The following is a 13,033-nucleotide window of genomic DNA, read 5'->3' on the forward strand; positions in this document are numbered from 1 at the left end:
GTGGGCTGTTGCGGTCCGGGTACGTCGAGGGTCTGGGCTGCCGGTGACGGGAACGGCGGCACCCCGGGCAATCTCCCGGGGGTGCCGCCGTCGTGGGTCAGTCGTCGGTGGGTCAGTCGTCGCGGTGGTCGGCCCACCACTGCTGGCCGCCCTCGGGGAGGGTGTCGATCGGGTCGTAGTAGGCGTAGCGCTTGTTGAGCGCCTCCAGGTCGGCGGATTCGATGGAGGTGCGGTAGTTCTTGGTCCAGTAGGAGATGCCGCGTTCGCGGTCGTAGTCGGTGAGCATGTGCACCCAGCGTTTGCCGACGAAGGGGACGTCGCAGACGATGCGCGGGGTGGCGTAGCCGGGGAGGTAGCCCATGATGTCGTGCTGGAGCTGCTGGGCGTGCCAGACCGGGACCCGCCAGTGTTCGGCGTTGGGGATCATGTCGCACATGTAGAAGTAGTACGGCAGGATCCCGGCTTCGCCTTGCAGGGCGAAGCAGAGGTCGAGCAGTTCCGGGGTGGTGGCGTTGACGCCGCGCATGAGGACGCCCTGGTTGCGGACGTCGCGGACGCCGACGTCGAGGGCGGTCTGGGCGGCCTTGGCGACCAGTGGGGTGAGCGACTGGGCGTGGTTGACGTGGGTGTGGATGGCGAGGTTGACGCCGCGGCGGGCGGCGGTGCGGGCCACCCGCTCCAGGCCTTCGACGACGTCGGGCTGCAGCCAGTGTTGGGGCAGGCCCATGAGGGCCTTGGTGGCGAGCCGGATGTCGCGGACCGTTTCCAGTTCCAGCAGGCGCATGAGGTACGACTCGAGGTTGCGCCAGGGGACGTTGGCGACGTCGCCGCCGGAGACGACCACGTCGCGGACGCCGGGGTGGGCCTTGAGGTAGGCGATGTGGGCGTCGTAGCGGTCGACGGGCTTGAGGGTGAGTTTGAGTTTGTCGACGGCGGGGGTGGAGTTGCCGACCAGGTCCATGCGGGTGCAGTGCCCGCAGTACTGCGGGCAGGTGGAGAGCAGCTCGGCGAGGACCTTTGTGGGGTAGCGGTGGGTGAGCCCCTCGGCGACCCACATGTCGTGCTCGTGGAGGCTGTCGCGGCTGGCGTAGGGGTGTGAGGGCCAGTCGGTGCGCCGGTCGGAGGCGACCGGGATCATGTAGCGGCGGATGGGGTCGGCGAGCAGCGCCTCGGTGGTGAGGGTGGCGAACGGCACCATCGTGTTGATCATTTGTGGTGGCACCAGCATGGACATGGTGGCCATGGCCTTCTGGTCGGCCTCGAGGTCGGCGTAGAAGGTCTCGTCGATCAGGTCGCCGAAGACGGCGCGGAGTTGCTTGGTGTTCTTGACGCAGTTGACGCGCTGCCACTGGGCGGATTCCCACTGGTCGCGGGTGACGTGGCGCCAGCCGGGGAAGCGGGTCCAGTCCGGTTCGACCAGGGGGCGGCGGTGGTATTCGTAGGGCTGCCCGGCGGTCGGTACGGCGACCGGGGCGTGACGGGGGTGCGGGATGGTGTGGGTCACGGCCCCTCCTCGGTGGTGCGGTGGATCATCGGAGCCCGAAGGCTACTGGAAAATATTCGGTACAGAAACTAGTCTGCCGTAAGTTTTCCCGTTACGCGAGCCTTGACCGGGGCTTCGGGCGGCTGGGCAGGGGAGGTTGGCGTGACGTCACCGGTGGGACTGCACCGCGTCGTGCAACCGGCGGGGGTGCTGCCGCAGGCGGCCTGGCGCCTGGACACGTCGGCGGCGATCGCCCCGAACGAGGTGCGGATCCGGGTGCAGCGGCTCAACCTGGACGCGGCGAGCTTCCGGCAGTTGTCGGAGAAGCACGGCGGGAACGGTGACGCGGTCCGCGCCGAGGTGCTGGAGATCATTGCGACCCGGGGGAAGATGCAGAACCCGGTGACCGGGTCGGGTGGCATGCTGATCGGCACTGTCGAGGAGGCCGGCCGGCGGTCCCCGCTGGGGCTCAAGGCGGGGGAGCGGGTCGCGACCCTGGTGTCGCTGACGCTGACGCCCCTGGTGATCACCGACGGGCTGGCCCGTTGGGACGGGCGCAGCGAGCAGGTGCCGTGTGACGGGTGGGCGATCCTGTTCGCGCGGTCCATCGCGGCGGTGCTGCCCGACGACGAGGACCCGCAGTTGTCGCTCGCGGTGCTGGACGTGTGCGGGGCGCCCGCGTTGACCGCCCGGGTGGTGTCGCGCTATGTCGAGGAGCGTCGGCGTAGCGGTGATCCGACGCCGGTGCGGGTCGCGGTGATCGGCGGGGCGGGTAAGAGCGGGTCGCTGTCCCTGGCGGCGGCGCGACGCGCGGGTGCCGCGCGTACCGTCGGGGTGGTGCCGGTGGCGGCGGAGCGCGACGCGCTGACGGCCGCCGGTCTGGCGTCGGTGGTGGCGTTGGCCGACGCGCGCGACCCGGTGGGGTTGTCCACGGCGGTGACCACCGCGCTGGGGGCGCCGGCGGAGGTGACGGTGGTCTGCGTGGACGTGCCGGGGTGTGAGCACGGTGCGGTGCTGGCCACCGCGGACGGCGGCACAGTGATCTTCTTCTCGATGGCGACGAGCTTCGCCGCGGCCGCGTTGGGCGCGGAGGGGTTGGCGGCGGACGTGACGATGCTGGTCGGCAACGGGTACGTGCCGGGGCACGCGGAGTTGGCGTTGGGGCTGCTGCGGGCCGAGCCGGGGGTGCGTCAGCTGTTCGCGGCGCGGGTCGCGGCAGACTGAGGTCATGACGAACCCCTCGACGTTGTATCGCGGCGGCGTGCTGCACTGCCCCGCCGACCCGAGCGCCACCGCGTTGCTGGTGTCCGGTGGGCGGATTGTCTGGTTGGGGACCGACGGTGACGCACCGCCGGCCGACCGGGTGGTGGACCTGGGCGGGGCGTTGGTGACGCCGGCGTTCGTCGACGCGCACGTGCACGCCACCGACACCGGGTTGGCGTTGTCCGGCCTGGAGTTGTCTGCTGTGCGCTCGGCGGGGCATCTTCTCGACGCGGTGGCGGGGTTCGCGGCGGATCTGCCGGCGGACGCGGTGGTGCTGGGACACGGGTGGGACGAGTCGGGCTGGTCGGATCCGACGTTGCCGGACGCGGCGGCCCTGGACCGGGCCGCCGGTGGTCGGCGGGTGTACCTGTCGCAGGCGTCGATCCACTCGGCGTTGGTGTCGTCGGCGTTGCTGGCGGCGTGCCCGCAGGCGGCGCAGGCTGCCGGGTACGACGCGTCGGGCTGGTTGCGGCGCGACGCGCACCACGTGGTGCGGGCGGCCGCGCAGGGGTCGGTGAGTCGGGCGCAGCGGGTCGCGGCGCAGCGGGTGGCCCTGGCGCACGCGGCGTCGTTGGGGATCGCTGCGGTGCACGAGTGCGGTGGTCCGGACATCTCCGACGAGGAGGACTTCACGGGTCTGCTGGGGATCTCCGGCGCGGGCCTGCCGGAGGTGTACGGGTACTGGGGCGAGTTGGGTGGCGCGGCGCTGGCCCGGGAGTTGGGCGCGGTCGGCGCTGGTGGGGACCTGTTCGCCGACGGGGCGTTGGGCTCGCGCACGGCGCACGTGTCGCAGCCGTACGGCGACGGTGACGGTTGCGGGCACGGGTACCTGTCGGTGGAGCAGGTGCGTGATCACCTGCTGGACTGCGCGGCGCACGGCATGCAGGGCGGTTTCCACGCCATCGGGGACGCGGCGATCGGGACCGTCCTTGACGGGTTCGCGGCGGCGGCGCGGACGGTGGGGGTGGAGCGGTTGCGGGCGGCCCGGCACCGCATCGAGCACGCGGAGATCATGAACAAGGCGTTGATTGCGCGGTTCGTGGAGTACGGGGTGGTGGCGAGCATGCAGCCGGCGTTCGACCGGTTGTGGGGTGGCGCGGGCCGGATGTACGAGACGCGGTTGGGGTTGGACCGGTCGTTGGAGTCGAACCCGATGGGTGCGATGCACTCGGTGGGGGTGGCGTTGGCGTTCGGGTCGGATTCGCCGGTGACGCCGCTGGACCCGTGGGGGTCGGTGCGGGCGGCGGTGGCGCACCACAACCCGGCGCAGCGGATGGGTGTGCGTTCGGCGTTCGCTGCGCACACCCGTGGTGGGTGGCGGGCGGTGCACCTGGACGTCGAGGGGGTCCTGGCGCTGGGTGCGCCGGCGACGTTCGCGGTGTGGTCGACGCCGGCGGGGGTGCAGGGGGGTCTGCCGGTGTTGCAGGCCGAGGACCCGGAGGCGCGGGGTCCGGACGACCCGACGCCGCTGCCGGTGTGCCGGCGTCTGGTGTTGCGCGGTGAGGTCATCTATGAGGAAGGGTCGTCGTGAGCGGCAAGCTTGATCTTGATCCGGTGCTGGTGTCGCGGGCGCGGGAGTTGGCGCGTCGGGCCGGGCAGCCGGTGGTGGACCTGGCGCGCAGCCACACCACGGTGTCGGTGGAGCGGGCGGTCCTGCGGTTGGCCGGGGTGACCGGCGCCGACCCGGACGGCATTCCGTGGGTGAACCGGCTCGTCGACGCGGTCGCCGCGGATGTGGGGTTGGGGCACGGGGTGGCGGTGCCGGTGTTCGACGCCCTGGTCCGGGAGGGCAGCACCGACGTGACGTTGCTGGCGCAGAAGGCTGCCGCCGGGTCGGTGCGGTTCACCCAGCCCACCGGGCGGGCGGCGACGGCTGCCCGGTCGGCGGCGCGTAAGGCGGTCGGTGCGGGCATTCGGCGCATCGACCGGCGGCGCGCCGAGCGGGACCGTCTCATCAGGCGGCACGGTGACCCGAAGCAGCGGCCGTGGATCTACCTGATCGTCGCCACCGGTGACATCTTCGAGGACATTCCGCAGGCGCAGGCGGCGGCGCGGGCCGGCGCGGACGTGATCGCGGTGATCCGCTCCACCGGGCAGTCGTTGCTGGACTACGTGCCCGAGGGCGCGACCCGGGAGGGCTTCGCCGGCACGTACGCCACGCAGGAGAACTTCCGGCTGATGCGCGCGGCGTTGGACGAGTCGTCGAGGGAGGTGGGCCGCTACGTGCGGTTGACCAACTACGCGTCCGGGCTGTGCATGCCGGAGATGGCGACCCTGGCCGGGTTGGAACGCCTCGACATGATGTTGAACGACTCGATGTACGGGATCCTGTTCCGCGACATCAACCCAGTGCGTACGTTCGTCGACCAGCGGTTCTCCCGGCAGGTGCACGCCCGCGCCGGGATCATCATCAACACCGGTGAGGACAACTACCTGACCACCGCCGACGCGGTCGACGAGGCGCACACGGTGACGGTGTCGCAGCTGCTCAACGAGTTCTTCGCGCACGAGGCGGGGTTGGCGGACTGGCAGTTGGGGTTGGGGCACGCGTTCGAGATCAACCCTGAGGTGCCGGAGTCGTTCCGGTTGGAGTTGGCGCACGCGTTGCTGGCGCGGGAGTTGTTCCCGGACGCGCCGTTGAAGTGGATGCCGCCGACGAAGCACATGACCGGTGACGTGTTCCGGGGCAACCTGCTCGACGGGTTCTTCAACCTGGCCGGGGCGCTGACCGGTCAGGGCATCCTGCTGGTGGGGATGATGACCGAGGCGGTGGTGACGCCGTGGTTGTCCGACCGGGACATCGCCCTGCAGAACGTGCGCTACGTCCTGGGCGCGGCCGGTGGGCTGCACGAGGACTTCGTGCCCGCGCCGGGCGGGTTCATCCGCCGCCGCGCCAACCAGGTCCTCGGTGAGGCACTGGACCTGTTGGAACGCATCGGGGAACAGACACTGTTGACGGCGATCGCCGAGGGCACGTTCGGGATCATGAAGCGGCCCGCGGACCGCGGCAAGGGCCTCGACGGGGTCGCCGCGCACGAGGCCGACTACTGCAACCCGGCAACCGACATCCTGGAGGCGGCGGCGTCGTGAGCGAGCGCAGCGAGAGAACCGGCCAGCACAGCAGCCACGCGCTCGCGCCGTCGCTTAGCGACGGCGCGAGTAAGCAGATCGTGCGCCCGTACGGGGACACCACTGGTGACGGGATGGTGCAGGTGTCGTTCACCCTGCCGGTGGCCCACGACAAGCGCGCCGAGGGCGCGGCGGTGCAGTTGGCCAACAAGATGGGCATCGACCCGGCGATGGTGGTGCACGCCAAGCCGATGGGTGACGGTTTCACGTTCTTCGTCGTCTACGGGCGGGTCAACCACCTGGTCGACCTCGACGCCGTGCAGGTGGTGGAACGGGACTTTGCGCTGCTGTCGGCGAAGGACGTCAACACGGTGATCAAGCAGCGGTTGCGCCGCAAGCTGTCAGTGGTCGGGGCGTGCATCGGCACCGACGCGCACACAGTGGGCATCGACGCGATCCTCAACGTCAAGGGCATCGCGGGGGAGAAGGGCCTGGAGTACTACCGGGAGTTGAAGGTCACCAACATGGGCGCGCAGGTCAGCGTGCCGGAGCTGGTGGAGACCGCCCGGGCGGAGAAGGCCGACGCGGTGCTCGTGTCGCAGGTGGTCACCCAACGCGACGCGCACCTGCACAACACCCGGGAGATGTCCGCCGCGTTCCGGGAGGCCATGCCGGCGGGTAAGCGGCCGCTGCTGATCGTCGGCGGTCCCCGCTTCGACGAGTCGATGACCGACGAGTTGGGCGTGGACCGGATCTTCGGACGGGGCACCACCCCCGGCGAGGTGGCCAGCTACCTCGTGCACGCCCTGATCACGCAACGGAAGGCGATGGCATGACCGACGCACGGCTCGGGTTGACGGTGACGCACCGGCGGTACGTGCCGTACTCGCACGCCCACTACGCCGGCAACCTCGTCGACGGGGCGTACGCCCTCGGGTTGTTCGGCGACGTGGCCACCGAGGTGTGCATCCACACCGACGGCGACGAGGGCCTGTTCGCCGGGTACTCCGACGTGCGGTTCCACGCCCCCATCCACGCCGGGGACGTGGTGCAGGTGACCGCGCAGGTGTCGCGGGTGGGCACCCGCAGCCGCACCCTGGAGCTGAGCTGCGCGGTGGTGTGCCGGGGCCGCCCGGACCGCTCCGCGTCCGCCGCCGAGGTCCTCGACCCGCCGATCGTGGCAGTCACCGCGACCGGCACCGTGGTCGTTCCCGCCGCCAGCGTGAGTCGCGAGGAGTGAGCCGGGGTTGCGAGCCCCGCAGTCGCGAACAGGGAAACTCGTGACCCTGGCGGTCTGCGCCGACGTCGGCTCCACGTACACGAAGGTGGCCGTGGTGGACCTGTCCTCCGGTGTCCTGGCCGGCGCGGCGGCGGCGCCGACCACTGTGGGCACCGACGTGCTGCACGGCCTGGACGCCGCGGTCGCGGCGGCCACCGCCGGGCTAGGGGCCCGTGACATGCCGTGGTACGTGTGCTCGTCGGCCGGCGGTGGGTTGCGGCTTGCCGTGATCGGCTACGAGCCGCTGGTCACCGCGCAGGCGGGCCGGCGGGTCGGGTTGTCCGCCGGCGCGCACGTGGTGCACGTCGCGGCCGGTCGGCTCGGCGCCGCCGACCTGACCACGTTGCGGGCGGCCCGCCCGGACGTGGTGCTGCTCGTCGGCGGCACCGACGGCGGCGACGCCGACACCATCACCCACAACGCCACCCGCCTGGCCCGGGCCCGGTGGCGGCGACCCGTGGTGTACGCGGGCAACGCCGACGTGCGCGAACCGTTGACCGGGCTGCTGCGCGACGCCGGGGTGCCGGTCACCGACGCGGACAACGTCCTGCCGCGCATCGGGGTGCTCGCCCCGGCGTCGGCGCGGGCGGCGATCCGCGCGGTGTTCCTGCGCCACGTCATCGGTGGTAAACGGCTGTCGAGGGGTAGCCGGTTCGCGCGGCTGGTGCGGGCGGCCACCCCCGACGCGGTGCTCACCGGTGTGGAGGTGCTCGCCGACACCCTCGGCGGTGACCTGGCCGTGGTCGACGTGGGTGGGGCAACCACCGACGTGTACTCGGTGCTCACGCCCGACGAGCGGGCCACCGGGCCCGGCCGGGAGGTCGCCGGCAGCCTGTGGCGGGCCCGCACCGTGGAGGGCGACCTGGGCATGCGGTGGAGCGCCCCCGGGGTGGTGCGCGCCGCCGCCGAGGAACGGCTGCTCACCGCGGGCGAGTCCGACGACCTCAGCGCCGCCGCGGCGCGTCGGGCGGCCGACCCGGCGTTCCTGGCCGTCGACGACGTCGAGCGGGCCGTGGACCGGCGCATCGCCACCCTCGCCGCGACTGTGGCGCTGCGCCGGCACGCCCGGGGCGCCGCCACCGGTGAGCGGGCCGGGCGGGACCTGCGCGACGTGCGGCTGCTGGTGGGCTCCGGCGGGGTGCTGAGGCACGCGCCGGCGGACGTGTCCGGGCAGGTGCTGACGGCGGTCCTGGCCGACCACGCCGGCGGGTGGGCGCTGCCCCGCGCCGCCGCCGCGGTGGTCGACGCCGACTACGTGCTGGCCGCCGGAGGGCTCCTCGCCGAGGAGCACCGGACGGCCGCGCAGGCGCTGCTGCGTCACCATCTGCGTACGCATTGAGACTCGCCGACCCGACACGCCGTGTCGCAACACACGACAGGCCGGCTGTGGGTTGACAACCGACGGGGGTCGGCACGTACCGTCTTTGAGTCCTACCACGGGAAGCGGCTGTTGTTCGCTTCGTCCCTTCGTCCGCTGGCCGAGCGACATTTTTCAGCGTCATCGTCGCGGCGGCCAGGTCCAGCGGGCGGGGGTCGGCGGGGCGGCGCGAACCGGCCGCGGTTACCGGTGTACGGGCAGGGTGAGGTGCACGGCCAGTAGACAACGGCCCGGCGGGGGCAGCCAGTCCACGTCCGGTCGGTCCGAAGGTCGTCGTGCCCCATCCTCGCCACACCGGCCGGGAAGGGCCTGGGAGCATCGGGGCGCGGCGTCAGCCGCGCCCCGATTTCATGTCCCCCGGGCGGTTCGTGCCCGCACGGCCCGACGCGGCCGGTGCACCCGCCAGCCAGGTAACCTTCGCCCCGTGATCGAGGTGAAGCGGTGACGACCCTGGACCGGGATGAGACGCACACCCCGGCGGCGCTGCCCCGGCCGGTCGTTCCCGGCCGGCCGCTGCCGCTGCGGGTCGCCGCGCCGCTGGCCGTGGCCGCCGGGCTGGCCCTGCTGGTGGCATTCCCCCCGTACGGGGTGTGGCCGCTCGCGCCCGTCGGGGTGGCGTTGCTGGCCGCCGCCGCGCACCGGCGGCGGTTGCGCGCCGGCGCCGGCCTGGGCTTCCTGACCGGTGTGGCGTTCTTCGCCCCGCTGCTGGCCTGGACGAACCTGCACACCGGTTACCTGCCGTGGGTGTTGCTGTCGCTGCTGCAGGCCGGCTACCTGGCGCTGCTGGGCGTGGCCACCGCCTGGGTGTCGCCGCTGGTCGACCGCGTCCGCTGGGCGTGGCCGGCGCTGACGGGGCTGCTCTGGGTCGGGCAGGAGGCGCTGCGCGACCGCACCCCGTTCGGTGGGTTCCCGTGGGGGCGGTTGGCGTTCAGCCAGGACACCTCGCCGTTGTTGCGCCTGGCCGCGCTGGGCGGCGCCCCGCTGGTCACCTTCGCCGTGGCCCTCGTCGGCGGGTTGCTGGTCACCGCCGCCTGGCGGGGCTGGGTCACCGCCGGGCGCCACACCTCCCGGGACGCCTCACCGCACGCGGACGGTCCACCGGCCACCACAGCGGGCCCCGACGGCCCACCGGCCACCACAGCGGTCCCGGAGGCCCCACCGGCCGCCGCGGCGGGCCCCGACGGGCGGCGGGACGGTTCACCGGCGCGCCGGTGGGCGCCAGTGGTCGTACCGGCCGTCGTGGCCGTCGCGCTGACCGCCGGGGGTCTGCTGGTGCCGGTCGCCACCGCCGGGTCCGGCGCCACCGTCACCGTGGCGATCGTGCAGGGCAACGTGCCGAGGCTTGGCCTGGACTTCAACGCCCAACGGCAGGCGGTGCTCAACAACCACGTCGACGCCACCATCGAGCTGGCCGCCCAGGTCGCCGCCGGACAGCAGCGGCAACCCGACCTGGTGGTGTGGCCGGAGAACTCCAGCGACATCGACCCGCTGCGCAACCCCACCGCCGGGGCGCGGATCTCCCAGGCCGCCGACACCATCGGCGCGCCGATCCTGGTCGGCGCGGTGCTGCTGGGTCCCGGCGCCGGGCAGGTCCGCAACGCGGGCATCCTGTGGCGCCCCGGCACCGGCGCGGACCTCGGCCAGCTGTACACGAAACGCCACCCCGTGCCGTTCGCCGAGTACGTGCCGCTGCGCGACGTGGCCCGGATGGTCAGCAAGCAGGTCGACCTGATCCGCAACGACTTCGTGCCCGGAAGCACCCCGGGCGTGGTACGCGCCGGCCCCGCCGTGCTCGGTGACGTGATCTGCTTCGAGGTCGCCTACGACGAGGTGGTCCGCGACACCGTCAACGGCGGCGCGCAACTGCTGGTGGTGCAGACCAACAACGCCACCTTCGACGTGGCGGAGGCCCGCCAGCAGTTGGCCATGGTGCGGCTGCGGGCGGTGGAGCACGGACGGCCGGCGTTGATGGCCTCCACGGTCGGGGTGTCCGGGTTCGTCGCACCCGACGGGCGGGTAAGCGATGCCACCGGGTTCAACACCCGGGAGGTCGTGGTGCGGCAGTTGCGGCTCGACGACGGACGCACCCTCGCCACCCGCCTCGGCTGGTGGCCCGAGGTGGCGCTCGCCGCGCTGGCCGCGGCGGCCCTGGTCGGCGCGGCGGTGCTGCGCCGGCGGCAGCGGGTCAGGCCCGGATAGCAACAGCCGGTACGCCGGCGGGAGCGGAGGAACCGTGATCCAGGCGACCGATACGATCCGACGCGCGGACGAGGTGCCCGGCGTGGGCCGGGTGCTGGTGGTGATCCCCACCTACAACGAGGCCGACAACATCGCGGTGATCGTGGGCCGGGTCCGGCGGGCCGCCCCGGCGGTGCAGATCCTCATCGCCGACGACAACAGCCCCGACGGCACCGGTGCGATCGCCGACGCCCTCGCCGACGGCGACGCGCACGTGCAGGTGCTGCACCGCCACGGCAAGCAGGGCCTCGGCGCGGCGTACCTGGCCGGGTTCGGGTGGGCGCGCGAGCGTGGCTACCAGGCGGTCGTGGAGATGGACGCCGACGGCTCGCACGCCCCAGAGGACCTGCCGGCGTTGCTGGCGGCCGCCCGCGACGCGGACGTGGTGATCGGCTCCCGGTGGACCAGGGGCGCGCGGGTGCTCAACTGGCCGCTGCGGCGCCTGTTGCTGTCGCGCGGCGGCAACCTGTACGCCCGCCTGGCGCTGGGCATGCCCGTGTCGGACGCCACCGGCGGTTACCGGGTGTACCGGATCAGCGCGTTGGACGCCATCGACCTGGAGTCGGTGACCTCGCAGGGCTACTCGTTCCAGGTGGAGCTGTCGCGGCTGGCGCACCGGGCCGGGGTGCGGATCGTGGAGGTGCCGATCACCTTCGCCGAGCGGGAACGCGGCGACAGCAAGATGAGCCCGAAGATCGTGGCCGAGGCGCTGTGGCGGATCACCGCCTGGGGTGTGCGGGACCGCCGCCAGGCGGTACGCCGGGGCCTGCACGGCCCCGCCACCGGCCAGGCACGGTGGCCGTGAGCGGGCCAGGCACGGTGGCCGTGAGCGGGGCCGTGTCATGCTGGATGAGCGGAACACGTCCGGTGGTGTCCGCAGGAATGGCGATGAGGTGAGATGCGCCGAGGACTGAGGTTCGTGCCGTTGGCCCTGTTGCTGGCGGTGGTGCTGGAGCTGGCGGTGTTCGTCGGCGTGGGGCGGGCGCTCGGGTTCGGGGCGGCGGTGTTGCTGGTGTTCGCCGCGTCCCTGCTGGGGTTGGTGCTGCTGCGCCGCGAGGGGATGCGCGCCTGGCGTGGGTTCCGCGCCTCGGCGGCGGCCGGGCAGCCCCCGGGCGGGCAGGTGACCGACGGGCTCGTCGGGTTGGCGGGCGCGTTGCTGCTGGCCGTGCCGGGTCTGGTCAGCGGTCTGGTCGGGTTGCTGCTGCTGGTGCCGCCGGTGCGTCGACTGGCCCGCGCCGGGGTGCGACGGGCCACCGAGCGGCGGGTGTCGTCGATGGTCGCCGGTGACCTGTTCGGGCCCCGCACGGTGCGGGTGCGCCAGGGTGCGCCGCAACCGGCCCCGCAACCGGCCCCGCAACCGACGTCACAGCCGGAACAGCCGGTGGTGGTCGACGGCGGTCGGGCCATCGAGGGTGAGATCGTCGAACCCGGCCGGCACTGAGACCAGAGCACACACAGACAGACACGACGGCGCCCCCGGGGAAAACCCCGGGGGCGCCGTCGTCGTGCGTCGTGCGGCTCAGGCGCGGCCGCGGCGGGTCCGGACCTCCTGCAGGCGCTCCTCCAGGATGTCCTCCAGCTCGGCGATGGAACGCCGCTCCAGAAGCATGTCCCAGTGGGTACGCGGCGGCTTGGCCTTCTTCTGCTCCGGCTCGCTGCCGTCGACGAGTCGGGCGACGCTGCCGTCGAACTTGCATTCCCAGGTCGTCGGGACCTCGGCGTCGACGGCGAACGGCACCTCGAACTGGTGGCCCTTGGCGCAGAGGTACTCGCGGGTCTGACGCGGCGCGAGCTCCGTGTTGCGGTCGGATTCATAGCTCACCGCGCCAAGGCGGCTTCCGCGCAGCATACGCTCGCCCATGATCGACTTCCCCTCGTTCGTGGTGCTGGTCTTCTGGGTGTAACGGTGTGTCCCCGCCGAGCCATTCCCGCCCGAGGGCGTGAGGCGTCCACGGGTGGGCCGGGACCAAGGGTAGCCGGCCGGGACAGTCACCCGGTGAGGTGATCCCCAGGCGGGTCGCGACAACGGTGTGTGTCCGCTGCCACCGGGGAGGTTAACCGCCCGAGCCTACCGAAGGTTGCGCCACGATCATCAGGTGGCGTCGCCGGGAGTGGCGGCGCCGAGGCGGGCCAACGCCAGCGCCAGGTCGCTGACCTGGTCGCCGAGCTGCGCCACCCGCCGCTGGGCCAGGTCCCGGTCGGTCTCGGCGGCGTCGAGTCGTACCGCCAGGGCGGTGCGGTGACCCTCGGCGGTCGCCGCGGCCTGCCGGGCCACTGTCAGCTCGGCGGTGAGCGTGTCACGCTGGGCGGCCACGGCCGCCAC

At 72.8% G+C, this 13,033-nt stretch carries 11 protein-coding genes and 1 pseudogene; 9 read left to right on the forward strand and 3 right to left on the reverse strand.

The genetic code is table 11. The features are described from left to right. Positions 1-112: 112 nt before the first annotated feature. The gene (locus ABZU74_RS29740) at positions 113-1,504 is read right to left on the reverse strand and encodes a lysine 2,3-aminomutase (RefSeq protein ID WP_355430692.1); all 1,392 of its coding nucleotides are present in this window, start codon (positions 1,502-1,504) and stop codon (positions 113-115) included. A 153-nt stretch (positions 1,505-1,657) separates the two neighbouring features. On the opposite strand from ABZU74_RS29740, the gene ABZU74_RS29745 reads away from it, so the two are divergent. The 9 genes from ABZU74_RS29745 to ABZU74_RS29785 all read left to right on the forward strand — a co-directional run bounded on the left by ABZU74_RS29745 (position 1,658) and on the right by ABZU74_RS29785 (position 12,151). Next, the gene (locus ABZU74_RS29745; protein WP_355430718.1) at positions 1,658-2,707 is read left to right on the forward strand and encodes a zinc-binding alcohol dehydrogenase; all 1,050 of its coding nucleotides are present in this window, start codon (positions 1,658-1,660) and stop codon (positions 2,705-2,707) included. Between the two features lie 4 nt (positions 2,708-2,711). Beyond that, positions 2,712-4,277, forward strand: a complete 1,566-nt coding sequence (locus ABZU74_RS29750) for an amidohydrolase (protein WP_355430695.1) — start codon at positions 2,712-2,714, stop codon at positions 4,275-4,277. After that, positions 4,274-5,836: a lysine 5,6-aminomutase subunit alpha gene (locus ABZU74_RS29755; RefSeq protein WP_355430698.1), complete on the forward strand. Its 1,563-nt coding sequence runs from the start codon at positions 4,274-4,276 to the stop codon at positions 5,834-5,836. Before ABZU74_RS29750 ends, ABZU74_RS29755 begins: the two co-directional genes overlap by 4 nt. 80 nt (positions 5,837-5,916) lie before the next feature. Next, positions 5,917-6,651, forward strand: a complete 735-nt coding sequence (locus tag ABZU74_RS29760) for an OAM dimerization domain-containing protein (RefSeq protein WP_355430721.1) — start codon at positions 5,917-5,919, stop codon at positions 6,649-6,651. Continuing rightward, positions 6,648-7,055 (forward strand): hotdog domain-containing protein, encoded by a 408-nt coding sequence (locus ABZU74_RS29765; protein ID WP_355430701.1) that lies wholly within the window; start codon positions 6,648-6,650, stop codon positions 7,053-7,055. The genes ABZU74_RS29760 and ABZU74_RS29765 overlap by 4 nt, the downstream gene beginning before the upstream one ends. A gap of 40 nt (positions 7,056-7,095) precedes the next feature. Then, a complete protein-coding gene (locus ABZU74_RS29770; RefSeq protein ID WP_355430704.1) occupies positions 7,096-8,433 on the forward strand; it encodes a glutamate mutase L in 1,338 nt (445 codons plus the stop codon). 552 nt (positions 8,434-8,985) lie between these two features. Continuing rightward, the gene (lnt, locus tag ABZU74_RS29775; protein WP_355430724.1) at positions 8,986-10,671 is read left to right on the forward strand and encodes an apolipoprotein N-acyltransferase; all 1,686 of its coding nucleotides are present in this window, start codon (positions 8,986-8,988) and stop codon (positions 10,669-10,671) included. Positions 10,672-10,705: 34 nt separating this feature from the next. Continuing rightward, a complete protein-coding gene (locus tag ABZU74_RS29780) occupies positions 10,706-11,515 on the forward strand; it encodes a polyprenol monophosphomannose synthase (protein WP_355430706.1) in 810 nt (269 codons plus the stop codon). Between the two features lie 93 nt (positions 11,516-11,608). Next, the gene (locus ABZU74_RS29785; RefSeq protein WP_355430709.1) at positions 11,609-12,151 is read left to right on the forward strand and encodes an FxsA family protein; all 543 of its coding nucleotides are present in this window, start codon (positions 11,609-11,611) and stop codon (positions 12,149-12,151) included. A gap of 78 nt (positions 12,152-12,229) precedes the next feature. Here the strand turns inward: ABZU74_RS29785 and ABZU74_RS29790 are convergent, their stop codons facing one another. Together ABZU74_RS29790 and ABZU74_RS29795 are read right to left on the reverse strand one after the other, a co-directional pair. Beyond that, complete coding sequence (locus tag ABZU74_RS29790) at positions 12,230-12,571, reverse strand: RNA polymerase-binding protein RbpA (protein WP_030327608.1); 342 nt, start codon at positions 12,569-12,571, stop codon at positions 12,230-12,232. Positions 12,572-12,802: 231 nt separating this feature from the next. Next, positions 12,803-13,033: pseudogene (locus ABZU74_RS29795) on the reverse strand (hypothetical protein); the annotation flags it as partial.

Origin of the sequence: Micromonospora sp. NPDC005171 (assembly GCF_040608575.1) — a bacterium.
GTDB lineage: Bacteria > Actinomycetota > Actinomycetes > Mycobacteriales > Micromonosporaceae > Micromonospora.